The sequence below is a fragment of the Erwinia papayae genome, from assembly GCF_058241465.1.
In genome coordinates, this window is sequence record NZ_JBZCHT010000013.1 from 1,947,944 (window position 1) to 1,972,265 (window position 24,322).

Annotated in this window: 23 protein-coding genes; 7 read left to right on the plus strand and 16 right to left on the minus strand. The window is 53.1% G+C overall.

Annotation, left to right across the window (positions count from 1 at the left end; all coding sequences use genetic code 11):
• Positions 1 to 232 precede the first annotated feature (232 nt).
• Positions 233 to 502 (plus strand): hypothetical protein, encoded by a 270-nt coding sequence (locus AC3RPL_RS25240; RefSeq protein ID WP_490741980.1) that lies wholly within the window; start codon positions 233 to 235, stop codon positions 500 to 502.
• A gap of 933 nt (positions 503 to 1,435) precedes the next feature.
• Here the strand turns inward: AC3RPL_RS25240 and AC3RPL_RS25245 are convergent.
• The 9 genes from AC3RPL_RS25245 to AC3RPL_RS25285 form a co-directional block, all read right to left on the minus strand.
• Positions 1,436 to 1,828, minus strand: coding sequence for a DoxX family protein (locus AC3RPL_RS25245; RefSeq protein ID WP_490741981.1), 393 nt, complete (start codon positions 1,826 to 1,828; stop codon positions 1,436 to 1,438).
• A gap of 236 nt (positions 1,829 to 2,064) precedes the next feature.
• On the minus strand, positions 2,065 to 2,346 hold the full coding sequence (locus AC3RPL_RS25250) for a YqjK-like family protein (protein WP_034939792.1): 282 nt from the start codon (positions 2,344 to 2,346) through the stop codon (positions 2,065 to 2,067).
• Positions 2,346 to 2,738: a phage holin family protein gene (locus AC3RPL_RS25255; protein ID WP_034939790.1), complete on the minus strand. Its 393-nt coding sequence runs from the start codon at positions 2,736 to 2,738 to the stop codon at positions 2,346 to 2,348. The genes AC3RPL_RS25250 and AC3RPL_RS25255 overlap by 1 nt, the downstream gene beginning before the upstream one ends.
• Before the next feature lie 2 nt (positions 2,739 to 2,740).
• Entirely contained in the window at positions 2,741 to 3,046 is a 306-nt protein-coding gene (locus AC3RPL_RS25260; protein ID WP_490741982.1) for an ElaB/YgaM/YqjD family protein, read from the minus strand.
• A 41-nt stretch (positions 3,047 to 3,087) separates the two neighbouring features.
• The gene (locus tag AC3RPL_RS25265; protein ID WP_490741983.1) at positions 3,088 to 3,462 is read right to left on the minus strand and encodes a DUF1090 domain-containing protein; all 375 of its coding nucleotides are present in this window, start codon (positions 3,460 to 3,462) and stop codon (positions 3,088 to 3,090) included.
• 172 nt (positions 3,463 to 3,634) lie between these two features.
• Positions 3,635 to 4,012: an EnvZ/OmpR regulon moderator MzrA gene (mzrA, locus tag AC3RPL_RS25270; RefSeq protein ID WP_490741984.1), complete on the minus strand. Its 378-nt coding sequence runs from the start codon at positions 4,010 to 4,012 to the stop codon at positions 3,635 to 3,637.
• 2 nt (positions 4,013 to 4,014) lie between these two features.
• On the minus strand, positions 4,015 to 4,677 hold the full coding sequence (locus tag AC3RPL_RS25275; RefSeq protein WP_367168109.1) for a DedA family protein: 663 nt from the start codon (positions 4,675 to 4,677) through the stop codon (positions 4,015 to 4,017).
• A gap of 323 nt (positions 4,678 to 5,000) precedes the next feature.
• Positions 5,001 to 5,774 (minus strand): transcriptional regulator ExuR, encoded by a 774-nt coding sequence (exuR, locus tag AC3RPL_RS25280; RefSeq protein ID WP_490741985.1) that lies wholly within the window; start codon positions 5,772 to 5,774, stop codon positions 5,001 to 5,003.
• A 70-nt stretch (positions 5,775 to 5,844) separates the two neighbouring features.
• Positions 5,845 to 7,149: an MFS transporter gene (locus AC3RPL_RS25285; protein WP_490741986.1), complete on the minus strand. Its 1,305-nt coding sequence runs from the start codon at positions 7,147 to 7,149 to the stop codon at positions 5,845 to 5,847.
• Between the two features lie 367 nt (positions 7,150 to 7,516).
• On the opposite strand from AC3RPL_RS25285, the gene uxaC reads away from it, so the two are divergent.
• Genes uxaC through AC3RPL_RS25300 form a run of 3 tightly spaced genes read left to right on the plus strand, consistent with a single transcriptional unit; the run spans position 7,517 to position 11,929 of the window.
• Positions 7,517 to 8,926 carry a glucuronate isomerase gene (gene uxaC, locus AC3RPL_RS25290; protein WP_490741987.1) on the plus strand — a complete coding sequence of 470 codons (1,410 nt, stop codon included), beginning with the start codon at positions 7,517 to 7,519 and terminating at the stop codon, positions 8,924 to 8,926.
• 53 nt (positions 8,927 to 8,979) lie between these two features.
• Positions 8,980 to 10,428, plus strand: a complete 1,449-nt coding sequence (locus AC3RPL_RS25295) for a tagaturonate reductase (RefSeq protein WP_490741988.1) — start codon at positions 8,980 to 8,982, stop codon at positions 10,426 to 10,428.
• A gap of 10 nt (positions 10,429 to 10,438) precedes the next feature.
• Positions 10,439 to 11,929, plus strand: coding sequence for a UxaA family hydrolase (locus tag AC3RPL_RS25300; protein ID WP_490741989.1), 1,491 nt, complete (start codon positions 10,439 to 10,441; stop codon positions 11,927 to 11,929).
• Positions 11,930 to 11,974: 45 nt separating this feature from the next.
• Here AC3RPL_RS25300 and sstT read toward each other — a convergent pair whose 3' ends face one another.
• Both sstT and AC3RPL_RS25310 read right to left on the minus strand, forming a co-directional pair.
• Complete coding sequence (gene sstT, locus AC3RPL_RS25305; RefSeq protein ID WP_490742135.1) at positions 11,975 to 13,210, minus strand: serine/threonine transporter SstT; 1,236 nt, start codon at positions 13,208 to 13,210, stop codon at positions 11,975 to 11,977.
• A gap of 179 nt (positions 13,211 to 13,389) precedes the next feature.
• Positions 13,390 to 14,361 (minus strand): TerC family protein, encoded by a 972-nt coding sequence (locus AC3RPL_RS25310; RefSeq protein ID WP_261643341.1) that lies wholly within the window; start codon positions 14,359 to 14,361, stop codon positions 13,390 to 13,392.
• Between the two features lie 351 nt (positions 14,362 to 14,712).
• Between AC3RPL_RS25310 and AC3RPL_RS25315 the strand changes: the two genes are divergently transcribed.
• Positions 14,713 to 16,407, plus strand: a complete 1,695-nt coding sequence (locus AC3RPL_RS25315) for a chloride channel protein (protein ID WP_490741990.1) — start codon at positions 14,713 to 14,715, stop codon at positions 16,405 to 16,407.
• 34 nt (positions 16,408 to 16,441) lie between these two features.
• Here AC3RPL_RS25315 and AC3RPL_RS25320 read toward each other — a convergent pair whose 3' ends face one another.
• Positions 16,442 to 16,948 carry a M48 metallopeptidase family protein gene (locus AC3RPL_RS25320; RefSeq protein ID WP_034939771.1) on the minus strand — a complete coding sequence of 169 codons (507 nt, stop codon included), beginning with the start codon at positions 16,946 to 16,948 and terminating at the stop codon, positions 16,442 to 16,444.
• Between the two features lie 191 nt (positions 16,949 to 17,139).
• Here AC3RPL_RS25320 and rlmG point away from each other — a divergent pair, with 191 nt between their 5' ends.
• Complete coding sequence (rlmG, locus tag AC3RPL_RS25325; RefSeq protein WP_490741991.1) at positions 17,140 to 18,267, plus strand: 23S rRNA (guanine(1835)-N(2))-methyltransferase RlmG; 1,128 nt, start codon at positions 17,140 to 17,142, stop codon at positions 18,265 to 18,267.
• 7 nt (positions 18,268 to 18,274) lie between these two features.
• On the opposite strand, the gene AC3RPL_RS25330 is transcribed toward rlmG, so the two are convergent.
• Positions 18,275 to 18,988, minus strand: coding sequence for a purine nucleoside phosphorylase YfiH/LACC1 family protein (locus AC3RPL_RS25330; RefSeq protein ID WP_490741992.1), 714 nt, complete (start codon positions 18,986 to 18,988; stop codon positions 18,275 to 18,277).
• 126 nt (positions 18,989 to 19,114) lie between these two features.
• Between AC3RPL_RS25330 and AC3RPL_RS25335 the strand changes: the two genes are divergently transcribed.
• Positions 19,115 to 19,921 (plus strand): 5'-nucleotidase, lipoprotein e(P4) family, encoded by an 807-nt coding sequence (locus AC3RPL_RS25335; RefSeq protein WP_490742136.1) that lies wholly within the window; start codon positions 19,115 to 19,117, stop codon positions 19,919 to 19,921.
• A 307-nt stretch (positions 19,922 to 20,228) separates the two neighbouring features.
• Here AC3RPL_RS25335 and AC3RPL_RS25340 read toward each other — a convergent pair whose 3' ends face one another.
• The 3 genes from AC3RPL_RS25340 to AC3RPL_RS25350 all read right to left on the minus strand — a co-directional run bounded on the left by AC3RPL_RS25340 (position 20,229) and on the right by AC3RPL_RS25350 (position 24,129).
• Positions 20,229 to 20,585, minus strand: a complete 357-nt coding sequence (locus tag AC3RPL_RS25340; RefSeq protein WP_490741993.1) for a hypothetical protein — start codon at positions 20,583 to 20,585, stop codon at positions 20,229 to 20,231.
• A 473-nt stretch (positions 20,586 to 21,058) separates the two neighbouring features.
• Entirely contained in the window at positions 21,059 to 23,068 is a 2,010-nt protein-coding gene (locus AC3RPL_RS25345) for a 2,4-dienoyl-CoA reductase FMN-binding domain-containing protein (RefSeq protein WP_490741994.1), read from the minus strand.
• 242 nt (positions 23,069 to 23,310) lie between these two features.
• A complete protein-coding gene (locus AC3RPL_RS25350) occupies positions 23,311 to 24,129 on the minus strand; it encodes a TIM barrel protein (RefSeq protein ID WP_490741995.1) in 819 nt (272 codons plus the stop codon).
• Positions 24,130 to 24,322: the final 193 nt, after the last annotated feature.

Below are 24,322 nucleotides of genomic sequence, written 5' to 3' on the forward strand. Positions count from 1 at the left end.
TTAAATATCTGTGATTGTTTATTGTTTGGGGGTGTTAAATTTGAATATATTCATAATTAATTTATTTTGTGCTTAATGTGTATTTAATTTTTAACATTTACTCTGTTGTGAGACTTTCAGGATGGGGAAATATTCTGATGATTATTTGACTTTTCCTGAATGTTTTTATTAAATCAGCGTGACGCAGAAATGTGAGCGTCAGGGATATTAAAATTTTAAAGGAGAAGTTGCAATGCGTGAGTTAATTTCTACAGAAATTCAGTCTGTTTCAGGTGCGGGTATATTTGCTGATGTTGGGGCTGCAATTGGTTCAGCTATAGGCAATATTGTTGATCAGGGTACTGCATTAGGTGGCCTTGTAACTGATGCTACAACTGCTGCCAAAACTTTAGGCTCTGGTATTGGTAGCTTACTTGAACTGGATATTGTTTCTGCTATTACAAACATCGGCTCAGGCGTAATTGGTATCGTAAAATTTGGTCTCAGCATTTTTTCACAGTAAAACGAGAGTTGATTATTAACTAGTTGATATATTGATATTTAATGGCATTTTTCTTAATGTTTTTATTCTAATGATAATTAAATATTTTAGAACTTCATTATGGTTTTTATTGCGCTTGGTTAATGTCAGATATTTTTTTAACTAAAAATTTTATCATTATTTAAAACAGATCGTTTTCGATCTGTTTTTTTAATGTTAACGTTACCTGATTCAGCCGATTTAATTATCATCCACGGCTGGATAGTAAAAAATATTTTCGTGATTTCTCAAAATAGCAGACGATCTGAAAATTGAAAAACCAACTTTCGAGGCAGAAAAGCATATCAGGGTCATACTAATGAGCTGAGAGTTAGTCCGATATCGACCTCGACGATTAAAATCCTATCCGATAAATGATCCCGTAATAGAAAAATTGCGAGATGACAGACGTAATAACTACTTTGCACTGGCGGAAGACGGTGAATTTTTTCTGGCAGAATGCTGCCTGAGATTATCCACTTGTTACAACATCTCTGTCAAAAATGAGTCGCCAGGAATGAATAAAACATCTGGAACAGGTAGTTATCTCCCAGGATGACATCCCTTGTAAATATATTAACAATGACCAGAAGGATAAAGCGGCGATGAAAATACTGGGGATAGCGCATTGCGTCAGAAATCATTTTCAACAATATAAGCCGCAATGCCACGAGCGATTCCGTATGTAGTCAGTGCGTTTACCGTTAAGCCGCCATTTCAGTGAGCGTGCGATGCTGGCAGGTTGTTGACGCTGGCCGAAGACGCCACCGCGCATGACAGGCGAGGTGACACCACAAAATTTGTGGTGTCTTAGTCCGGAACCTTTTGAAAACAGAGATTACGCGCAGGTCGGTGTTCGGGGGATAGGGGCACGATTATCGACCATGCCCGAAGCATTTCTGTAGCTTGCTGAAATTACCACTTCTTGTTTAACAGACGGTCAATGCTGTATGCGCCTGGACCGGTAATAAACAGCAGCAGATAACCGCCAGCGATGGTGAAGTTCTTCATGAAGTTGATAGAGTTACCTGCCACGCTGAAATCAATATGAAAAATAAACGCGGTAATCAGCGTAAAGACCGCAGTAAAAATAGCGGTGAAACGCGTAAGGAACCCAAACAGAATGGCCAGACCGCCACCAAATTCAAGCAGAATGGTCAGCGGCAGCAGAAAGCCCGGTACGCCCATATGTTCCATGTACTGCTGCGTTGCGGCATAACCGGTGAGCTTGCCCCAGCCCGCGACAATAAACAGCACTGGCATCAAAATACGTGCGATCAGGAAACCCACATTTTCTAATTTTTTCATCATCAACCCCATACGTTTTTTGCTGAGCAACAGATTGTTGTGTAGTCATTCAAAACAGGCATGACGCCTTGTTGACGTCGTATGCCGTTCATTGCTGAGAATATTATTCGTGAAAGATGAGTATTGTAAGCAAGATAAACTGACCAGGTTATTCAGGAAAACTGAACAGCAGGCAACAGTCCCGGAAAGTACCGGATACTGTCGTCAGGTTGGCGGGTAAAAGCGGATTAAGGTGTTCATCGGCGTGGAAGGTAGTTTCGCACCATACGCCAGGTACTCCAGAGCCCAAGGCCACGTCTGGCCCAGCGGGTGATGATGCGCGGATTACGCACAGACCAGATGGCCATCAGGCTGCTGCCGACCGCGAGATAGCGGCGCAGGCTGACCAGCGTCAGCCAGCCGCTGTCGTAACGTGCAGTGCTTTCCAGCCATAATTTTTTTTCTGCACTGAGGTCAAGCCGTTGTTGCTGCACCAGACGCAGCAGTTCAGCCTTGCGCTCGTTCAGCTCGCGGCTCATCAGTCGTCCTCCAACAGCTTACGGTCGGACTTCAGCTCTTTACGTGTGGCACTGAGGAGCGTTGAACGCCGCGATTTCACCAGAGTCCAGACGCCAAAGATAATCGCCAGAGCGAACAACACTGCGGTAGTGATACCAATTGCCATCAGCCGGTACTGAGCATCGACCGCCCAGATAATCAACACCATCAGGCTCATCAGACCAAAGGCGGTGAACAGCATTGTCAGGCCAACCATCATCAGCATCTGAATCAGCCTGGCTTTCTCTTCCTCAAGTTCAACCACCACCAGTCGGACGCGGGTTTCAACTATCCCCACCAGAGTGGTGACAATTCGTTGGCCGATATTAATGACCCCTTTGCCGGGGCCGTGGCTTTGTTGTGAATCCGCCATTGTTAGCGACGCGTCAGCAGGACACCGAGAACCACACCAATGGCGGCACCGATGCCCACGCTGGTCCAGGGATTTTCGCGCACGTAAACATCCGCATGATCCGCAACTTCCCGCGATGTTTTAGCAATGCGTTCGCCGGAATCGCCCAGAAGAGCGCGGGTTTCTTTCAGCGCGCTTTGTGCTTTGCTACGCAGCTTATCCAGCTCAGATTTTGATTTTTCGCTGGTGGTACTCAGCACTTCTTCCAGCGTGTCAGCCAGCGTTTTCAGGTCAGCACGCAGATGTTCAGAGGTGGTATCTTTAGGCATTATAAACTCCTTGAATATTCAACAGGTGAGGGACAGGGTTATCAATAAGGTGCAGCGATTACTTCCTGCAATTCATGTTTAGCTTCTGCCAGTTTCGCTTCACGTTTGGCAATTTTCTTGCTGTCGTCACCCTCCGCTTTTTCCTTCTCCAGCTCTTGCTGGCGTTCAGCAACTTTCTGCTGATGTTGCTTTATTTTCTGCTGGTGGAGTGTTTTCAGTTTTTCATCTGAACACCCGGCTCTGGCCTCGGTTAGCGCGCGTTCGAGGCCATTTACCCGCCGCTGATTGTTATGCTGGCGGGCAATATCGATCTCATGCTGAGTGTCCTGCTCTTTTTGCAGGCAGAGTGAGTCAGCTGCCTGGGCAAAACTGGTCAGGGTAAGAAGTGTGAATGCAGGAATTGCGAGAAATTTCATGTAGGTTGCTACCTTCCGTTGTTCGGGCGCTGCAATACCCGGTTGGTCCTGTTAACAAATCGTTCTGTGAATGGAGTAAGCATAGTCAGAAAATACGGAAAGCTCAAAAAGAGATAAATTTCAGGGAGGAAACACACGGCCCGGTGTTCAGGCCGGGCGCTGGGAGGGAGTGTTAACTGACAGCCTGCTGGTAGAGGCTGATGCGGTGGCTCCAGTCAGCAGAGGCGGAGTGCTCCTGCCGGGCGATATTAAAGTCGAAGGGCAGGAGTTGGCGTAGGACTTTTTCTGCTGCGGCGCTTTGCGTTGGGGTATCGAACCTGATGACCAGTGCATTGTCATCCAGAGTAATGCTTTTGATCTGAATCCCCTCTGCGTTAAGCCGCTCATAGACGTAAAAGCCGTCCGGTAAGGCGACTCCCTGACGTGATGCACGGATGTGCAGAGCTGATTCATTGCGCAGCAGTACCGGCAAAAACAGCGTCAGCATCAAAGCGGCGATAACCGCAAACAGAGTCAGGTGTCGGCCGCGTAATCTGGTCGTATTTAGCATTCTTACTGACCTGCACTACGTTTTTTTCGCCACAAGACATACAGCGAACCCACCAGCCCAAACACCAGCAAAAACAACGGGAGTAGCATCAGGCAGAACATTAACTGGTCTTCGTAGCGGCGGAAAACAGGCGTTTTGCCAAGTGCGAAGCCCATTACTGTCAGGATCAGCACCCAGAGAAGACCGCTCATCCAGTTAAAGAACTGAAAACGTGCATTACTCAGGCCAGACAAACCGGCAATGGTGGGCAGCAACGTCCTGACAAAAGCGATAAAGCGGCCCACCAGCAGGGCAGACAGCCCGTGGCGGTGAAACAGACGATGCGCCCGCTCATGATACTGTACCGGCAGGTGCGACAACCATTTCTGTACGATGGTGGTGTTACCCAGCCATCTCCCCTGAACATATCCCACCCAGCATCCCAGGCTGGCTGCCGTTGTCAGGATCAACAGCGTGAGCGGAAAGGTCATTGTCCCTTTAGCAATCAGTACGCCCACCAGAATCAGCAGACTGTCGCCAGGCAAAAACGCAGCGGGCAGCAGGCCATTTTCAAGGAACAGGATCATAAACAAAATGCCGTAGATCGCCCACACCAGTGTGGGGTCGGCCAGCATTTCATAATCCTGCTGCCAGAGTGCGTGGACCAGTTGTTTGAAAATATCCATACAAGCGATTCCTGAAAAAGCATTATTAGCGCTGTTATTGGCAAAATCCGACACGATGAATTGTTCATTAGTATGGGTGCGGATTGACGACTTTACATCAACGAAATTATCACGGACGTAAAAAAACCGAAGTTCTGAACCATTACCAGCGGCGTGAAAAGCGTCGCCAGTTACCCGATGACGGAGAATATGACGGGATCAGCTCAGCGGCAGGACTGTTTTACAGGCGCGAAAGGCAGAGGCAAAGAAGTTTTACACAGGCTGACACAATAAGCGCCGATTGGGGGGGCTTTTCCGCTGCCCTGAGCGGCGGAAAAGGTTAATTATTTGCTTACTACAGGTGATTGCAGGGTTACAACCGGGTTTTCTGAGAACATATAGCGGTCAATATTGCATTCAAAATCGTCTGTTGTTGCATCAAACAGCATCTGACGCGTGTTTTCCAGATGTTGCCACATTGCCAGCTTACTGGCCGAAGGATCCTTTTTGATCAAGGCATTAAGGATTCTGTCATGGTCATCACACCAGCTTTCAATCGACTTATCATCGATGTGTTCGTGCAGTTTCAGCCAGTAGGGATTATGCAAACGGTGTAACCACATTTTTTCAACAATTGCTGCCAGCGCGCCATTCTGTGTTGACTGGGCGATCTGCACATGAAATTTCAGATCCCATTCTGAATCGCGAAAGCGATCTTCTTTTCGCGCCTGTTGCTGGATTTCCATCAGTTGCAAAATATCCTGGCGGGTAACCTGAGTGGCTGCAAACTCCGCAATATTGCTCTCTACCAGCTGACGTGCCTGTAGCAGCTCAAAAGGACCAAAGCTGGCGAACTCAAGCGAACTGTCCGGGGTTACCGTTTTATTTTGTTGCTGCGAGATAACATGAATGCCGGAGCCTTTGCGTACTTCGACGAAGCCCTCCACCTCCAGCATGATAATTGCTTCACGGACTACCGTCCGGCTGACGCCCATCTCCTCCGCAATGTAGCGTTCTGCGGGTAATTTTTCGCCAACCGAATAGATGCCCTGTTGCAGGCGCTGTTTAAACTCGGCGGCGAGCTGTTGATAAAGACGTCTGGATTCAGTCAGAACCATAGTTCCTCTCCGGCTGTGTGACTAAAATACGATTTGTTATACCACTTTCATGCCAGGAGAGGAACTGCTGCTAAGATTGTGTCAGCGTCGCGCCGTTCTCCGGCACAATTTTTGCCTGACTGACCACCGGACGATTACTGAGCAATGTCCAGATCGCCGCTGCGCCCAGCAGATCCATCAGCGCCAGAACGGCAAACAGCGGGCTGAAACCCAGCGTATCCGCCAGCGCGCCAACCACCAGGGCGAACAGCGTGCTGGCGGTCCATGCAGCCATCCCGGTCAGACCATTGGCCGTGGCCACCTCGTTACGACCGAAAACGTCAGAGGAGAGAGTAATTAACGCGCCGGATAATGACTGGTGAGCAAATCCGCCCAGGCAGAGCAAAGCAATAGCAACATAGGGGCTGGTAAACAGGCCGATGGTTCCCGGACCGATCATCAGCACGGCCCCCATCGTCACCACCAGTTTACGTGACACAATCAGATTAACGCCAAACCAGCGTTGAAACAGTGGCGGCAGATAGCCACCCAGAATGCATCCCAGGTCGGCGAACAGCATCGGTAACCAGGCAAAGAGCGCAATTTCCTTCAGGTTAAATCCGTAAACTTTGAACATAAACAGGGGGATCCAGGCATTAAACGTCCCCCAGGCTGGCTCAGCCAGAAAACGCGGCAGCGCTATCCCCCAGAACTGGCGGTTGCGGATAATTTGCCAGGCTGACATCTTTCTGGCATGGGTGGACTGATGCTGAGCTTCCTGACCGGCGAGAATATAGTCACGTTCATCATTCTGTAATTTTTTGTGGTCTTTCGGATGCTTATAGAAGAACAGCCAGCACAATGCCCAGATGCCACTGAGGATACCGGTGACAATAAATGCCATCTCCCAGCTGTGCGCCATAATTGCCCAGACCACCAACGGCGGTGCCAGCATTGCGCCAATGGACGAGCCGACATTGAAGTAGCCTACGGCAACCGAGCGTTCCCTGGCCGGAAACCACTCACTACTGGCTTTCAGCCCGGCAGGGATCATTGCGGCCTCTGCGGCACCCACGGCGGCACGCGCAATGGCCAGCCCGCCCCAGCTGTTAGCCAGCGCGGTGGAAGCACAAAATATCGCCCACAAAATAGCGAACATGGCATAGGCTGCGCGGGTGCCCAGCAGATCCAGAATATAGCCTGCCACGGGTTGCATAATGGTATAACAGGCGGAGTAGGCGGCAACGATGTAAGAGTACTGCTGGGTGGTGATATGTAACTGTGATTCCAGCGCCGGTGCGGCAACGGCAATGGTGTTGCGCGTCAGATAACCTAAAACGGTTCCCAGGGTCACCAGCCCGATCATATACCAACGCAATCCCCTGATTTTACGCATTGTTACTCTCCAGATTCTGTTTTAAGACCACGATATTTTCGCGGCTGTTCTGTCCGGAGCGGGACGGCTTAGCGCTAATGGCACCCGCACGATGACTATTCGGAAACTTATCCAGCCAGTATCGGAACGTCGAGACGATAACCTGTCATACAAATTATAAAGGTGAGTACCATCACAAATACTGCTATTTTTCGGATGGTTAATTTGTATTTAATTTAATATTCTGATTTTTAATATATTTTTTATATAGCATGGATTTGTCGGGATAAAAATCGATGATTTTGTGATCGCTGTGGCAGAAAATCCCCAGCATAAAGGCTTATTGGTATGATAACTTTATTGCATGATGACCAAACAGGGGAAGGTTATGTCCGGTTTTTTGAGTGAAGACTTTCTATTGTCAGGCGAGTTTGCCCGCCGGTTGTACCATGATTTTGCTGCCGACCAGCCCATTTTTGATTACCACTGCCACCTGCCACCGCAGCAAATTGCTGAAAATTATCGTTTTACTAATCTGTGGGACATCTGGCTGAAGGGTGACCACTACAAATGGCGAGCGATGCGCGCCAATGGCGTAGCGGAAGCATTGATCACCGGCGATGCCAGCGACCGCGAAAAATACGATGCCTGGGCCAGAACGGTGCCTGACACCATTGGTAACCCGCTTTATCACTGGACGCATCTGGAACTTCGTCGGCCTTTTGGCATCACTCACACTTTATTGTCTGAACATACAGCCGATGCTGTCTGGCAGCAGTGCAACGAACTGCTGGCAGAAGAACGTTTCAGTGCGCGTGGCATCATGCAACAGATGAACGTCAGAATGGTGGGTACTACTGACGATCCCATCGACGATTTACGTTATCACCGTCAGCTGGCGGAAGACCCCAGCTTTGATATTGCTGTTCTGCCCAGCTGGCGTCCGGATAAAGCCTTTAATATCGAGGCGGCGGGCTTTACGGATTATCTGCAAAAACTCGCTGCGGTGGCGGATATTGATATTGTCCGGTTTGACGATCTGCGGCGGGCGCTGAACCTGCGCCTGGATCATTTCGCCGCTCACGGCTGTAAGGTGGCGGATCATGCGCTGGATGTGGTGGTGTTTGCTGAGGCAGAAGATGCCACGCTGGACGGCATCCTCGCCCGGCGACTGGCTGGAGTCACCCCTGACGCGCTGGAAATTGCGCAGTTCAGAACGGCGGTGCTGCTGTGGTTGGGCAGGGAATATGCCCGACGCGGCTGGGTTCAGCAGTATCATATTGGTGCATTGCGCAACGCCAACAGCCGCCAGTTCAGGCTGTCAGGGCCTGATGTGGGCTATGATTCGATCAATGACAGTCCGGTGGCGGTGCCACTGACGCGACTGCTGGATGCGCAAAACCGCGATAAGCAACTGCCTAAAACCATTCTTTACTGCCTCAATCCGCGTGATAACGAAGTGCTGGCGACGCTGGCGGGCAATTTCCAGGCAGAAGGGCAGCCGGGCAAAATCCAGTTTGGTTCCGCCTGGTGGTTTAACGATCAGCTTGATGGTATGACCCGCCAGATGACGCAGCTTGCGCAAATGGGGCTGCTCAGCCGTTTTATCGGGATGCTCACCGACAGCCGCAGCTTCCTCTCCTATACCCGCCATGAATATTTCCGCCGTCTGCTGTGCCAGATGATCGGCCGCTGGGTGGATAACGGCGAAGCCCCTGCCGACATCAATCTGTTGGGCAAAATGGTACAGAACATCTGTTTTAACAATGCCCGTCGTTACTTTGACGTTGGCATTTAACCGGCATGGGCAGCGTGCTGCCCTGTTGTCCCGAGACCTTACAGGAAGATGTTATGCTCAGCCTGAACCGCCAGCACTTTCCAGGCCGGAACCATCCCGATCGTATTATTCAGTTTGGTGAAGGGAATTTCCTTCGCGCGTTTATCGACTGGCAAATAGACCTGCTGAACGAACACACCCACCTTGATGCCGGTGTGGTGGTAGTGCGTCCGCGTAACGGCGAGGTATCGCGCACGCTGAACAGCCAGCAAGGTCTGTACACCACGCTCATCCGTGGCATTGATTCGGCGGGTGATGTGGTCAGTGAGTCACGGTTAATCCGTTCGGTTAACCGCGAAATACATCCTTATCAACAGTTCGACGCCTTTCTTGCACTGGCGCGTGACGAGGCTATTCGCTTTGTCTTCTCCAATACCACCGAAGCCGGGATTCAGTATGCCGCAGGGGAAAAGGTGACCGACACGCCGCCCGCCTCTTTTCCGGCCAAACTGACCCGTCTGCTGCTGGAGCGCTGGCACCATTTTGCCGGGGCCAGTGATAAAGGCTGGGTGATTATGCCTTTTGAGCTGATTGATGATAACGGTGCGGCGTTAAAAGCGTTGGTGTTGCAGTATGCTGCGGAATGGCAGCTTCCGGCGGCGTTCAGTCAGTGGGTGGCGCAGGATAACCTGTTCTGTTCCACGCTGGTTGACCGTATTGTCACCGGCTATCCCCTGGATGCGGCAGAGATTGAGCAGCAGCTGGGCTATCGCGATGAGTATCTGGTCGCGGGAGAGGTCTACTACCTGCTGGTGATTCAGGGGCCGGACTGGCTGGCTGAGGCATTGCGGCTGAATGATTACCCGCTGAATGTCAGGCTGGTTGACGATATCAGGCCCTTTAAACAACAGAAGGTGGCGATTCTGAATGGCGCACACACGGCGCTGGTGCCGGTGGCCTTTCTGGCGGGACTGGACACGGTGGGTGAGGCAATGGCCGATGCGCAGATAGCGGATTTTGTCGAAGCCCTGCTGCGTCAGGAGATCATTCCGACGCTGTCCCTGCCCGCGCCTGAGCTTAATCTGTTTGCCGATGCGGTGCTCAACCGCTTTCGTAATCCGTTTATTCACCATCAACTTCAGGCCATTGCCCTGAATGGCATGACCAAATTTCGCACACGGTTGCTGCCGCAATTGCTGGTCAGCCAGCAACAGCAACAAAAACTACCGGCCAGACTGACTTTCGCGCTGGCGGCGCTGCTGGTGTTCTGTCGCGGTCAGCGCGACAGCGGCGACTATCCGCTTCAGGACGATCCGCGCTGGTTACAGCTTTTCAGTACCTTGTGGCAGCAGTACGACCAGCACCAGCTGACCGCACGGCAACTGGTGGAGCAGGTGCTGTGCGATGAGGCGCACTGGGGAGTGAATCTGAATGATGTGCCTGAGTTAGCCGCCAGCGTGACGGCAAATGTGCAGCGAATTGTTGATAAAGGTATGCGTGAGGCGCTGGCCCACGTTAACTGAGGAGCAGGCTATGTCGCGTTTTATTAAAATTCATCCTGAAGACAACGTTGCCGTGGCGCTCAGCGCGCTGGAGGAAGGTGAAACGCTGACGGTGGATGGCCTGCCTGTTCACCTGCAACAGCCGGTGGATCGCGGGCACAAATTCGCTCTCCGACCACTGGCCGATGGCGAACGGGTGGTGAAATACGGCCTGCCGATTGCTCACGCCACCCGCTCTGTTATCGCCGGTGAGGTTATTCATTCACACAACGCCCGCACTAATCTGAATGACGTGGATGACTATCGTTATCAGCCCGATTTCGCCAGGCTACCCGCGCAGGCGGCTGACCGTGAGATAGAGATTTACCGTCGTCGCAACGGGGATGTGGGCATCCGTAATGAGCTGTGGATCCTGCCGACCGTCGGCTGCGTGAACGGCATCGCGAAACAAATCCTCAGCCGCTTTCTGAAAGAGAGTGAGGATGCCGCCGATATTGATGGCGTTCACCTCTTTACCCACCCGTTTGGCTGCTCGCAGCTGGGGCAGGATCACGTTAACACCCGCACCATGCTGCAAAATATGGTCCACCACCCAAATGCCGGCGCGGTGCTGGTGATTGGACTTGGCTGTGAGAACAACCAGGTGGATGTTTTCCGCGCCACACTGGGGGACTACGATGCCGATCGCGTCGGTTTTATCACCCTGCAACAGTGTGATGATGAGGTCGAGGAAGGGGTGGTGCAGCTGAAACGTTTGTACGAAGTGATGCGCCATGACCAGCGCCAGCCGGGCTGGCTGAGCGAGCTGAAGTTTGGCCTGGAGTGTGGGGGTTCCGACGGCCTGTCTGGGATCACCGCTAATCCGCTGCTGGGACGCTTTTCTGACCAGATGATCGCCAACGGCGGCACCACCGTACTGACCGAGGTGCCGGAAATGTTTGGCGCCGAGCGTATTCTGATGAGCCGCTGTCGGGATGAGGCAACCTTCGGAAAAACCGTGCAGATGATCAACGATTTCAAACGCTACTTCATCGACAACCATCAGCCGATATATGAGAACCCCTCGCCGGGCAATAAGGCAGGCGGCATCACCACGCTGGAGGAGAAGTCGCTCGGCTGCACTCAGAAAGCGGGGCAGAGCCAGGTGGTGGACGTGCTGAAATACGGCGAAAGGTTAACGCAGCCTGGGTTGAATCTGCTGAGTGCGCCGGGAAACGATGCGGTGGCGACCAGCGCACTGGCGGGGGCGGGCTGTCATATGGTGCTGTTCAGTACCGGGCGCGGTACACCCTACGGTGGATTTGTGCCGACGGTTAAGCTGGCGACCAACAGTGAGCTGGCCCTCAAAAAGCCTCACTGGATTGACTTCGACGCCGGGGCGTTGCTGCACGGTACGGATATGGAGACCCTGCTGGCGAGATTTGTCGATACGCTGGTGGAGATAGCCTGCGGTCGCCCGACGCGAAATGAGCAAAATGATTTCCGCGAGCTGGCGATTTTCAAAAGCGGCGTGACGCTCTGAATGGGTTAAGTCAGGACGCCACGGCGACCGGCCGTGGCGAAACCACTACGAGATGCGTTGCTGCTTTGTCTGCTGTTCTGCCATGCAGGCCGCAGCCGTGAACAGAATATCGGCGGAGGAGTTCAGCGCTGTTTCAGCCGAATCCTGAAGCACGCCAATGATAAAGCCGACCGCCACCACCTGCATCGCCACATCGGCAGGGATACCAAACATATTGCAGGCTACCGGGATCAGCAGCAGCGAACCGCCTGCCACCCCGGAAGCGCCACAGGCACAGATCGACGCCACCACGCTCAGTAGAATCGCGGTGCTGATATCCACATGAATACCCAGCGTGTTAACCGCTGCCAGCGTCAGTACGGTAATGGTGATAGCGGCACCCGCCATACTGATATTGGCACCCACCGGAATCGACACCGAATAGGTATCCTCATCCAGTCCCAGTTTTTTTGCCAGCGCCATATTGACCGGAATATTCGCCGCTGAGCTGCGGGTAAAGAAGGCGGTTACGCCGCTCTCCCGCAGGCAGGTAAACACCAGCGGATAAGGATTACGGCGGATTTTCCACCACACCAGCACCGGGTTAACCACCAGCGCCATCAGCAGCATACAGCCAATCAACAGACCCAGCAGATGGGCATAATTCCACAAGGCAGAAAAACCGGTAGAGGCCAGAATCGAGCCAACCAGCCCAAAAATACCCAGCGGCGCAAAGCGGATAACGATACGAACCAGCCAGGTGATGGCATCTGCCGCGTCGTTCAGAAAGGTGCGGGTTGTCTGGCTGCTGTGGCGAAAGGCGAAGCCCAGCCCGATAGCCCACACCAGAATACCGATGTAATTGGCATGCAGCAGCGCGTCAATCGGATTGGAAATCATACTCATCAGCAGTCCGTTCAACACTGCCATAATGCCCGAGGGCGGCACGATCTGCTGGTCAACGGCGCTCAGCGTCAGGCTTTGTGGCAGCAGATGGCTGCATACTACCGCCAGCACGGCGGCAAAAAAGGTACTGAGCAGATAGAGGGTGATAATCGGGCGAATATTGGTTTTCTGTCCGTGTTGATGGTTAGCGATTGAGGCAATCACCAGCACCATCACCAGCATCGGGGCGACGGCTTTCAGCGCATTGACGAACAACGTACCGAGCAGGCCAACGGACTGGGCGCTCTCTTTTGAAAACCAGGCAAGGGCAATACCGGCCAGCAGGCCTATTAAAATCTGACTCACCAGGCTTGCCTGTAACAGACGTTGCAGCAGACCCGGACGGCTTTTTTCCATACTCATAGTAAAACCAGTGATTAAGTGATTGTTATGAACGCATCCTTCTTCTGAATTCAGCGAAAAGCGTGTGTTTGCCGGGGCAGTATAAGGAAATGTGATGTCAGGGGAAGGGAAAAATAGCCTGCGGCAGGTAATTACCGCTGTCGCAGGCTCGTTGTTATATAAGGGTAAATTGATTATTTCAGCTTTTGTCGTTGGTCGTTACGACGATTAACCACCGCGTTAATCACCAGTGTCACTGCCAGAATACCGCCTACCACGCTCAGCGAGACAGCCACCGGAATATGCCAGAAATCGACGATCAGCATTTTGAAACCGATAAAGACCAGTATCACTGCAAGGCCATATTTCAGCATTGAGAAACGCTCCGCCACGGCCGACAGCAGGAAGTACATGGCGCGCAAACCCAGAATGGCAAACAGATTGGAGGTCAGGACGATAAAGGGATCGGTGGTGACGGCAAAGATAGCCGGGATACTGTCGACGGCAAAAATCACATCGCTCAGTTCGACCATAATCAGTACCAGCAGCAGCGGCGTGGCATAAAGCAGCCCGTTGCGGCGAATAAAAAACTGCTCACCTTCGAGGTCATCAGTCATACGCAGATGTTTGCGCAGCCAGCGCACCACCGGCTTATCGCCCGGCGAACCTTCACCCTCTTTACCCGCCAGGGCCATTTTCACGCCGGTAAACAGCAGGAACGCACCGAATACGTAGAGGATCCAGCTGAATTCATTCACCAGCCAGCTCCCGGCGAAAATCATGATGGTGCGCAGGACAATCGCTCCCAGCACGCCGTAAATCAGCACCCTGCGCTGTAAATTCGCCGGTATGGCAAAGTAGCCAAACAGCATCAGCCAGACAAAGACGTTATCCACCGCCAGCGCTTTTTCCAGCACATAGCCGGTCAGGAAAGCGAGGGTTTGCGTGTGGGCGATTTCAGGTCCGGCGGTGCCCTGCAAATACCACCATAAACCAGCGGCAAAAAGCAGCGAGACGGAGATCCAGACCAGCGACCAGAAGGCGGCCTGTTTGAGAGACATGGTCTGACTACCGCGACGCCCCTGCAACAGCAGGTCAATCGCCAACATAATCAGCACCACAACAGCAAAGCTGCCCCAGAGTAACGGTGTGCCTACGCTATTCATAGAAGGTTCCTGTGCAAAATAAAATGGCTAACGTTGGAAGACGTCAGCCACAGTATATTTGCTGTAAGCAAACCTCGCCTTCCGGCAAGGTCTCACTTACAACACAGGACGGGAATCCTGGTTGCCCGGCAACCGGGTGCTTGCGCACCGTAATGACGATTAACCGGCAATGAAGTTACTCCCCTTTGCTGCCGCCGACAATAACGGACGGCAGCGTAAAGGTCAATCATGTTTGGTAATATTCAGAAATATTTATCGCAATTTCGCGGCCTGAACCGCACCGGGCGTTTGATTTTTAACGTTGCCTCTCTCACCATAAACGCATATCGGCACGCGGGGAGAAAAACCAGGATGATCACCGGCAGTAAACATGCACTGAACTGGAGCAGCATTCTCATTGCCATTCCCGTGGGCCTGGTGGCGTCGCTGGTGACGCTGGGATTCCGGCAACTGATTGAATTAATTAATAAGCTGCTGTTTGGCAGTGGGCAGGATGTCACCCAGGGGATCGGCGTTTATCCGTGGTATCTCTGGCCGCTGATTGTGGGTGCAGGCGGGCTGCTGGCCGGATTTTTTCTGCGTTATGCCACCGCTATTGAGCAAAAGGAGACGGTTCGCACCGATTATCTGGAGGTGATCAACGCCCGGCTGGAAGCGGTGCCAACCAAAACCTCGCTGTTTCGTGCGCTCTCATCGATTGCCAGTATCAGCAGCGGCGCATCCATTGGTAAGGAAGGTCCGATGGTGCAGCTTTCCGCGCTGAGCGGCAGCCTGATGGGACGGCTCTCTGTTATCCGGAAATTATCACTCAAAAACAGCGATGTGGTGGCTATGGCTGCGGCGGCCGGACTCTCTTCGGTCTACCATGCGCCGCTGGCGTCGGCCATTTTCGTGGCGGAAATCGCCTTTGGTATCTCTTCGCTACAGCGTCTTATCCCGCTGATCATCGCCTCTGCGGCGGCGGTGCTGAATATGTGGATGCTTGGTTACCGTTCGGCGGTTTATCCTTTCTCGCAGGCACAGTTTGAGCTGACCACCAGCAACCTGCTACTGACCGTTGCCATCGGTTTGCTGGCCGGGCTGCTGGGCTGGATAATGATCTGGCTGATTGACCGCAGTAAAACGTGCTTCGCACGGGTGAAAAATCTGCCGCTGCGGCTGGGGCTGGGTGGCGTGCTGGTTGGCATAATGGCAATCTGCACCCCTCAGATCCTGGGAAACGGTTATGAAGTGATCGTTGAAATTATGGCGGGCGGTTATGCCCTGCAAGGGCTGGTGATTCTGCTGCTGCTGAAAATGGTCGCGACCGCCGTTTCGGTCGGTTCCAACGCGGTGGGTGGGCTGTTTACGCCGTCGCTGTTAACCGGTGCAGTACTGGGGGTACTGGTGGCGTCTCTGGGCGCGATGGCGGGGATGCCGGTCGATCATGCGGTGATCTTCGCCGCCGTCGGCATGGGGGCCATGCTGGCCTCGGTCAGCCAGGCACCGCTGATGGCGATGCTGATGGTGCTGGAGATGACGCTGAACAGCAGCCTGCTGTTTCCCACCATGATCGCCTGTGCGCTGGCTTCAATGACCGTCTACCGGCTGCAATCCGGCAGCACTTATCCGGTGATTAAGCATCACTTCAGCCGTTCAGATGCCAAATTCGATTTCGACAACGGCATTATTTCGCAATTTATTGTCTCTGGCGCGGCGCTGAAGCCGGAGGATTCGGTGGGTAAAGCGCTGGCAGTCAGTTCACTCAAGCGCGAACGCTTTGTCTATGTCATCAGCGAGACGGGGGCATTTCTGGGCGCGGCATCGATTCACGATATTTCCCGTCAGGTACTGGACAAGACCATCACCCTTGACTCGCCGGTCAGCTGCGTGGTGGATGAAACCTTTCCCTGTATTTACGAAAACCAGTCGATTACCGAAGGCTGGGAGGCATTCGCCCGCGTCACGCTGGAGCGTCTGCCTGTGCTGAATAATCCTCACGAGAGGAAATATCTGGGGGCGCTGACCAAAACCAGTCTTATCCAGAAAGCCAAAGATTTTCTTTGAGGGGCCAGGCGATGTCTCTGCTGGCCTGATCCCCTCACTCAGCGGCTCCGTTTTCCAGCGCTCTGGCGGTCAGCCACAGCCGGGTATCAAACTCCAGCTGGTGATACTGCGGCTCCATATGACAGCACAGTTGATAAAACGCTTTGCTGTGATTCTTCTCTTTAATGTGTGCCAGCTCGTGAACCACAATCATCCGTAAAAACGCTTCAGGCGCCTGTTTAAAAAGTGTGGCAACCCGGATCTCTGCTTTGGCTTTCAGCCTGCCGCCCTGAACGCGGGAAATGGCGGTGTGCAACCCAAGAGCATCTTTCATCACCCGGATTTTATTGTCATAAAAGACTTTATTCAGCGGTGGGGCATTGCGCAGCGACTGGTTTTTCAGATCCAGCGTGTAATCGTACAGTGCCCTGTCGCTGGTAATATTATGGTTGTGCGGGTAGCGCTTTTGCAGCACGTCGTCCAGGCGCTGTTCCGCAATCAGCGTGCGCACCTGGTCCAGCAGAGATTCGGGATAGCCTTGCAGATATACCAGCGATGACATGCTGACTCCGGGGTTGAAAAGTGGGGGAACAGGGTTGGCAAGTCTACCACGACCGCAGGCGTATTTATCCAGATGGCAGGATTGCGGGGCCATAATCAGGCGGCCCGGATGCCGATCGGGGAAGAAAAACATTTACTGCTCCGACGTTTTAGGGGATAAATCGCGGGAATTTTTACCATCAGGGTGATCCCATGAGCCAATTTGAACTGAGCCAGCGCACGCTGACGTTGCACCGCTTTCCCCGGACGGGCGAGGAGAGTCCTCTCCAGGCGTGGGATGCAGCCGATGAGTATCTGTTGCAGCATCTGGCAGAGAAGCCGGCAAGCGGGCCGACATTTATCTTTAATGACACCTTCGGCGCGCTGGCCTGTGCGCTGGACGGGGAGCTGCGTTACAGCATCAGCGATTCACTGATCGGCCAGTTGGCCACCCGCCATAATCTGGCGCTCAACGGGATGGCGGAACAGGACGTACAGTTTCTTGACAGCCTCACGCCGCTGCCGGTCAGGCCCGCCCGCGTGCTGATTAAAATCCCGAAAACGCTGGCGTTGCTCGAGCAGCAACTACGGGCATTGCGTCTGGTGGTGGGCCCGGAGACAGAGATTATTGCGGCGGCTAAAGCGAAAGATATTCACACCTCCACGCTGCAACTTTTCGAGCGCGTACTGGGACACACCACCACCTCGCTGGCGGTCAAGAAAGCCCGGCTGATTTTCTGTCGTGCCGATCTGCCTGCGCTGGTGGAGGCACCCGATACCTTTTCGTGGCAGCTGGAAGGCACTGATTACCGCATTCACAATCATGCCAACGTCTTCGCCCGCAGCGGACTGGATGTCGGGGCACGTTTCTTTATGGCGCATCTGCCGGAAAATATTGAAGGTGAGATTGTCGATCTGGGCTGTGGTAATGGGGTGATCGGCCTGATGGCGCTGCGGCAAAATCCGGCGGCGGTGGTGCATTTTGTCGACGAGTCCTCGATGGCCGTCGTCTCCAGCCGGATGAATGTTGAGGTGAACCGGCCCGAATGTCTGTCACGCTGCCACTTTACGGTGAATAATGCGCTGGCAGGGTTTCCTGCCAACAGCCTGCATACGGTGCTCTGTAATCCGCCTTTTCATCAGCAGAACACCCTGACGGCGCACATTGCCTGGCAGATGTTTCGTGATGCATACCGCTGTTTACAGCACGGTGGCGAACTGCGCATTGTCGGCAACCGACATCTTGATTACTTCCAGAAAATGAAAAAACTGTTTGGTAACTGCACCACCGTGGCTTCCAATCAGAAATTCGTTGTTCTACGCTCGGTTAAACTGCGTTAATCCCTGCTTATCGCCGCTTAATCCATGAAAATCGCTGCTGATAGCCGCAGTGAAAATGGGTGTTGCGGCGATAGCTCGCCTGCTCTTCCGCCATACAGTAAGTGCACACCCCGCTCAGCTCGATCTGCCCCTCCGCAACACCTTCCCGCATTGCCATACGCTTTGCCAGCAAAGGCAAATCAAACCATACCCCATTGGTTGTGGCTGATGCCTGGGAACGAACCGCCAGTGGGTTGCTGCCTTGCTGTTCCGACAGGGCAATCAGCGGCAGCAGATGGTGAGGATCCTGCTGGCTTATGGCGGCTATCCTTTCTTCGCCCAGCTCGTAGCAGCAGGGACCGATAGCCGGACCAATGGCGATGGTCAGGCTGTCCGGCGTGGCACCTCGCTGAAAAAGACGCCTGATCGCGTTGATAAGCACGCCGCCCAGCGCGCCGTTCAGCCCGGCATGGACCGCCGCAACCTGTTGCCGGCGATGGTCTGCAATCAGCACGGGCAGGCAGTCAGCGGTGTAGACCGCGACAGGTCGGCTCCCGGTAGCGATCAGCCCATCAGCCTGTTGGCTTTTGACCGGAAGCGCCTCGCTGTCCAGCAGCACCTCCGCCGTATGACGCTGAAGGTTATACACCGTCTCTGCCGGTGGGCGTTCCCCGGCGGGCAGAAAAGCATGACCCAGCCAGTCAATGGATGAGAGCAGGGGAGAGAGATAAGCACCAGACATTGCGGCGTCCTTTTTAGCAGGCTGTGAGTTAACAATAGCTTCACATTATGGCCGTTATACTGCATTTTTAAGGCGATAATCTGAAACCATTTCCTGTAAATTCCTGAATGGAGCTGCACCTTGAAGATGAAAACCACCACCCTGTTAAGCACCAGTGTCCTGATGGCGCTGGCTTTGTCCGGCTGCGCGACAAAAAAGCCTGATGGCAATGCCGAACTTAATCAGCAGTCGGTAATGGCGCTGAACTGGTTCCAGCAGTCGGGCGAGTACCAGGCGCTGGCTTATCAGGCTTTTAACTTCGCAACGCTGTCATTTGATCAGGCTCCCTCACTGACCGGCAAACCGAAGGCGGTCATTGTCGATCTTGATGAAACGATGATCGATAACAGTGCCTACAGCGCATGGCAGGTGAAGGCAGGGCAGCCGTTTGCTGATAAAAGCTGGTCAGCCTGGACCCAGGCCCGCCAGGCCGCAGCGGTGCCGGGCTCGGTGGATTTTGCCCGATACGTTAACAGTCATGGCGGCACGGTCTTTTATGTCTCCAACCGTGACAATAAAGATGCTGCCGCGACGGCAGACAACCTTAAACAACTGGGTTTTACCGGCGTTAATCAGAAAACGTTACGCCTGAAAACTGACAGCTCCAATAAGCAGGCACGTTTCGATGCCATCAAGGCAGAAGGCTACGATGTAGTGCTGTATATCGGTGATAACCTGAACGATTATGGCGCGGCCACTTATCATCAGGGCAACGCGCAGCGCCGTGCCTTCGTCAACCAGAACCATCAGCTGTTTGGCACCCGCTTTATCATTCTTCCTAACCCGCTGTACGGTGACTGGGAAAGCGGCCTGGGAGAAGGGTATAACAAGCTGACGCCAGAGCAAAAGCTGAAAACCCGTGATGCAAACCTGAAGGCCTGGAACGGCAAATAAAATCTTGCCGGGATAACCAAATGGATAAGGTTATCCCGGCTGAACGCAAACTATGACGGAAACAGAGTGTCAGGCCTGCAAACAGGTAGCAGTGAAATTCAGATTCTTAAATGAGGATACTGAATATCTGACCGGCTTTAAGCTGTTTTTATCAGATATCTCATCGCTATTATAGCGTGCGTGGAATACTCCGTTTAGCCGAGGATAAAGAAAGTAAATTAACGGACTGTGTTGGTCGTTTTATTATTTTTAACCGTGTTGTTAACGTGTCGGTAATAGTGTTAGGGGTTTTATTTTCCTATCTGAATCAAGTTTCAATGTTATTTTTTATAGCGAAATTATCCTCTACAGATATTGGTTTTTTTACAGGTATATCATACAAAGTTGATATTGGTTTTTTTCCGGGGGTACCGTACAGGACAGATACTGGTTGTTTTCTGGGAATATCATAAAGGGCTGCTATTGTTTTTATAACCGGCCTGTCGTAATGATCGGGTATTGTGCTGTCAAACGACGGCGGGCTCTGCGCTGGTGTCGTGTGTAAAACACAGGCAGGGGTGTTCGGGGGTACTGAATTATAAGATATTTTTAGCTGTTCTGCGCGCTGCTGAAGAAAGTCTTTTAACTGATCGACACTCACATAATCTTCATCATCCTCGAACATTGCCCCGGCGCAGGCTGGTTCTGATTTTAAAGAATCTGTGGCACCCTTCTCCGGATATTTATCCTCACTGGACAGAGGTTCGGCAAATCGGACCTTTTTTCAGATAAACCCAGATTATTCCATAATTCTTTATATTGAAAATATTCCTTATTACTCATCCTTAATCTGGCGCTCAGGGCAGAAGCAAACGGTTTTATTTCCTGAGTTTTAACTGTATTGCTGATTATCTCATAGCCATCAGCAGACAGAAAATTATTAGCTGAATCGTTTTTTTATGATGATATTTCGACCCGGGAATCGATGCTGCTGGTTGAGCCAGACAGGCAGGAGTTAATACAAAAAGGCATGGAAAGTCGCTTTAATGAGTGCTGAAATGAAATGATATTTTTACACAGATAAAAAATATTAAAAGCAGGCGTTCTTATCATTTGCTTAAGCTGGTTCTGGATTGATATCCCCGGTGAATAAAACAGTCAGATATTTAAAGCCAACCGCGTGGCCTGGGCTATCGCCCGGCGGGCATCCAGTTCTTCCGCTACGTCCGCGCCGCCGATAATGTGCACGATTTTGCCCAGCGGCGTTAAGGTGTCTGCCAGCTGTCGGTTTGGTTCCTGTCCGGCGCAAATCACCACGTTATCTACCGCCAGCAGCTGGGTTTTACCCTCATAGCGAATATGTAATCCCTGATCATCAATCTGGAGATATTCCACACCGCCCCAGAGCCTGACCTGACGCATGTGCAGACTGCTGCGGTGGATCCAGCCGGTGGTTTTGCCCAGACCAGCACCGGGTTTACCTGGTTTGCGTTGCAGCAGCCAGATCTGCCGCGCTGGCACGGGACTAACCGGGGTGCACAGTCCACCCGGCTGTTGCAGGGTTTGATCAATTCCCCATTCGCGACAGAAGGCGGCAATATTCAGACTGGCGGATTCGCCATGCTGGCTGAGATACTCCGCGGTATCAAAACCAATACCTCCTGCGCCGATAATCGCCACGCGTTGGCCCACCGGTTTTTTATCGCGTAACACCTCCAGGTAGCTGAGCACGCTGGGATGGTCAATCCCGGCGAGCTGCGGTATCCGCGCCGTCACGCCGCTGGCGAGGATGATTTCATCAAAGTCCACCAGCTCAGACGCCACCACCCGGTGGTTCAGATGCAGCGCCACGCCGTTAATCTCCAGCTGCCTGCGATAGTAGCGCAGCGTTTCGCGGAACTCTTCTTTGCCGGGGATCTGGCGCGCGACATTGAACTGGCCGCCGATCTCTGCGGCCTGCTCAAACAGGGTCACCTGATGCCCCCGTCCTGCGGCGTTGACGGCAAATGCCAGTCCGGCCGGGCCAGCCCCCACCACCGCCAGCCGTTTTGGTTGCGGGGTGTGCTGTTGTGGCAATTCGGTTTCATGGCAGGCGCGAGGATTAACCAGGCAGGAGGTGATCCTGCCGGCAAAAATCTGGTCCAGACAGGCCTGATTACAGCCAATACAGGTGTTAATCTCATCGCTGCGTCCCGCGCGGGCTTTTTCAACAAACTGTGCGTCGGCCAGAAAAGGTCGGGCCATCGAAACCATATCAGCACAACCTTCATCCAGCAGCGCCTGGGCTACCTGTGGATGGTTAATGCGATTGGTCGCGATCAGCGGCAGGCTCAGATGCTGGCGGAGATGCCGGGTCACCCAGCCGAAAGCGCCACGCGGCACTGAGGTGGCAATAGTGGGGATCCGCGCTTCGTGCCAGCCAATGCCGGTATTAATCAGCGTGGCCCCGGCCAGTACAACAGCCTGAGCCAGTCGCAGCGTCTGCGACAGGGTGTTGCCCTGTTCCACCAGATCCAGCATCGACAGGCGAAAGATAATAATAAATTCGGCCCCCACTGCCGCCCGCACGGCCTGCACAATCTCCACCGCGAAACGCATTCTGCGCCTTTCGTCGCCGCCCCAGCCATCGCTGCGCTGATTCGTTCTGGCCGCCAGAAACTGGTTAATCAGATAGCCCTCAGAAGCCATGATTTCGACCCCGTCATAACCTGCTGCCTGTGCCAGACGGGCGCAGCGGGCGAAATCCGCAATCAGTGCCAGAATCTCGTCGTGGCCCAGCTCCCGGGGCTGAAAGGGATTGATCGGTGCCTGAAGTGGCGACGGGGCCACCAGGGTTGGCTGGTAGCTGTAGCGGCCCGCATGTAAAATTTGCAGCGCAATTTTCCCCCCGGCCTGGTGAACGGCATCGACTACCACCCGATGATGTGGCAACTGGTCCGGGTGGTTAAGCACCGACGCGCCCGCCATCACCACCCCTTCCGGAGAGGGGGCAATCCCCCCCGTCACAATCAGCGCCACGCCCGCTGCGGCCCGCTCGGCATAAAATGCCGCCAGGCGCTGTGGCCCGTCGGGATGCTCTTCAAGCCCGGTATGCATTGACCCCATCAGTACGCGGCTTTTCAGCCAGGTAAAGCCCAGATCCAGCGGGGAGAACAGAGAAGCAGCCATAGTAACCTGCGGGTAAGTGGTCGGATGAGTTTACTGTAGCGAGGAAAGCGCTTTTCGGAAAGCCACCTGTGTGGTTGTGTGATTGAGCGCTGATTATTACCCGGAAAAACCTCCTGAGTCGGCTCAGGAGGCGGTAAGGCCAGGGGAGTGGACAAGGCACAATGACCGAGCCTGTCAGGCACGATCGGCGGATTAATCCGTTGTTCAGGCGTTCGGCTGCATCGACAACGGTCTGCTCCGGCTCAGCAGCTTTGCTGAATCAGTTCTATACTCTGCTGAATTTCTTGCAGAATTTTTGACTCATCCCATTCGGCAAGCTCTGGCGCGAACGGCTCAAACGCATAGATACCCCGGTAGCCTCTGGCTTCCAGATTTTTCACCTGCTGGCAGGAGTGAAGGCGATCGGTCGGGGTGATCATCACACGGTGGTCATCCGTCAGTTTTTCGCGTGGCTGTGGGTCTTCCACGCCGGAAAGGTGTACCAGCCCGATGTCGGCTACATCAAGCCGGGCGAATTCGCTGTCGGCCTGAGGCCAGAGATGGTGATGAAAGGTGTCGATCAGCAGTTTAAAAGGGACTCCCGCATCGTGGATAAGATGACGGGCCTCTAAGGCGGAACGCAGGGAGCTTTGCGGGAAGCCCAGCGGCTCAACCAACCCCGCGATGCCATATGAGGCGAACAGCGGAGCGAGGTCGCGCAGGGCGTTCAGCGTCTCGGTGGCTGAAACCGGCGTGCCGTCATTCAGTGGGCAGAGCACGAGGGCTTTTGCTCCTGTTTCTCTGGCTTCGTTCAACAGATGTTCGGTCAGCTGGCGCACCTCATGACTGCGCTGATTAAAGGGATAGACCGCATTAATGGTAACAATGTCAATCTGGTACTGAGAGGCCAGCTCACGCACCTGTTGGTGAGTAAGGGAGTCCGTAACGCTGCCACCGGGCATGTCATTGCGCAGCTCGACTTTGTGCAATCCTGCGCGGTTTACCAGTTTGAAGAACGCTTCAATGCTGAGCGAGGGAGCAATCTTCCGGTTGATACAGAAACGTTCTGCGGCGATGGTCATGCGACTCTCCTGAACCTGAAATGACAGGTTGCCCTGTCGGATTGTTGGGAAAATTTATTTCATTTTAATATTAAATGAAAATAAATTTCTTTGATGGCGTTCGCAAAATCTTGCCTGGTGGCAACGATTATTTCAGCTTTCAGGATAAGGAAGTAGTCTGGATAACACTTTAATTGCCAGATCATCCGGTAAT

Bases quoted from the DNA above. Each gene is read 5' to 3' on its own strand.
- AC3RPL_RS25345 (WP_490741994.1), bottom strand. From the start codon at position 23,068: ATGGCTGCTTCTCTGTTCTCCCCGCTGGATCTGGGCTTTACCTGGCTG.
- exuR (WP_490741985.1), bottom strand. From the start codon at position 5,774: ATGGTTCTGACTGAATCCAGACGTCTTTATCAACAGCTCGCCGCCGAG.
- AC3RPL_RS25310 (WP_261643341.1), bottom strand. From the start codon at position 14,361: ATGAATAGCGTAGGCACACCGTTACTCTGGGGCAGCTTTGCTGTTGTG.
- AC3RPL_RS25275 (WP_367168109.1), bottom strand. From the start codon at position 4,677: ATGGATATTTTCAAACAACTGGTCCACGCACTCTGGCAGCAGGATTAT.
- AC3RPL_RS25240 (WP_490741980.1), top strand. From the start codon at position 233: ATGCGTGAGTTAATTTCTACAGAAATTCAGTCTGTTTCAGGTGCGGGT.
- AC3RPL_RS25295 (WP_490741988.1), top strand. From the start codon at position 8,980: ATGCTCAGCCTGAACCGCCAGCACTTTCCAGGCCGGAACCATCCCGAT.
- AC3RPL_RS25250 (WP_034939792.1), bottom strand. From the start codon at position 2,346: ATGAGCCGCGAGCTGAACGAGCGCAAGGCTGAACTGCTGCGTCTGGTG.
- mzrA (WP_490741984.1), bottom strand. From the start codon at position 4,012: ATGCTAAATACGACCAGATTACGCGGCCGACACCTGACTCTGTTTGCG.
- sstT (WP_490742135.1), bottom strand. From the start codon at position 13,210: ATGGAAAAAAGCCGTCCGGGTCTGCTGCAACGTCTGTTACAGGCAAGC.
- AC3RPL_RS25260 (WP_490741982.1), bottom strand. From the start codon at position 3,046: ATGCCTAAAGATACCACCTCTGAACATCTGCGTGCTGACCTGAAAACG.
- AC3RPL_RS25335 (WP_490742136.1), top strand. From the start codon at position 19,115: ATGAAAACCACCACCCTGTTAAGCACCAGTGTCCTGATGGCGCTGGCT.
- AC3RPL_RS25285 (WP_490741986.1), bottom strand. From the start codon at position 7,149: ATGCGTAAAATCAGGGGATTGCGTTGGTATATGATCGGGCTGGTGACC.
- AC3RPL_RS25265 (WP_490741983.1), bottom strand. From the start codon at position 3,462: ATGAAATTTCTCGCAATTCCTGCATTCACACTTCTTACCCTGACCAGT.
- AC3RPL_RS25340 (WP_490741993.1), bottom strand. From the start codon at position 20,585: ATGTTCGAGGATGATGAAGATTATGTGAGTGTCGATCAGTTAAAAGAC.
- AC3RPL_RS25255 (WP_034939790.1), bottom strand. From the start codon at position 2,738: ATGGCGGATTCACAACAAAGCCACGGCCCCGGCAAAGGGGTCATTAAT.
- AC3RPL_RS25330 (WP_490741992.1), bottom strand. From the start codon at position 18,988: ATGTCTGGTGCTTATCTCTCTCCCCTGCTCTCATCCATTGACTGGCTG.
- uxaC (WP_490741987.1), top strand. From the start codon at position 7,517: ATGTCCGGTTTTTTGAGTGAAGACTTTCTATTGTCAGGCGAGTTTGCC.
- AC3RPL_RS25315 (WP_490741990.1), top strand. From the start codon at position 14,713: ATGATCACCGGCAGTAAACATGCACTGAACTGGAGCAGCATTCTCATT.
- AC3RPL_RS25320 (WP_034939771.1), bottom strand. From the start codon at position 16,948: ATGTCATCGCTGGTATATCTGCAAGGCTATCCCGAATCTCTGCTGGAC.
- rlmG (WP_490741991.1), top strand. From the start codon at position 17,140: ATGAGCCAATTTGAACTGAGCCAGCGCACGCTGACGTTGCACCGCTTT.
- AC3RPL_RS25300 (WP_490741989.1), top strand. From the start codon at position 10,439: ATGTCGCGTTTTATTAAAATTCATCCTGAAGACAACGTTGCCGTGGCG.
- AC3RPL_RS25245 (WP_490741981.1), bottom strand. From the start codon at position 1,828: ATGAAAAAATTAGAAAATGTGGGTTTCCTGATCGCACGTATTTTGATG.
- AC3RPL_RS25350 (WP_490741995.1), bottom strand. From the start codon at position 24,129: ATGACCATCGCCGCAGAACGTTTCTGTATCAACCGGAAGATTGCTCCC.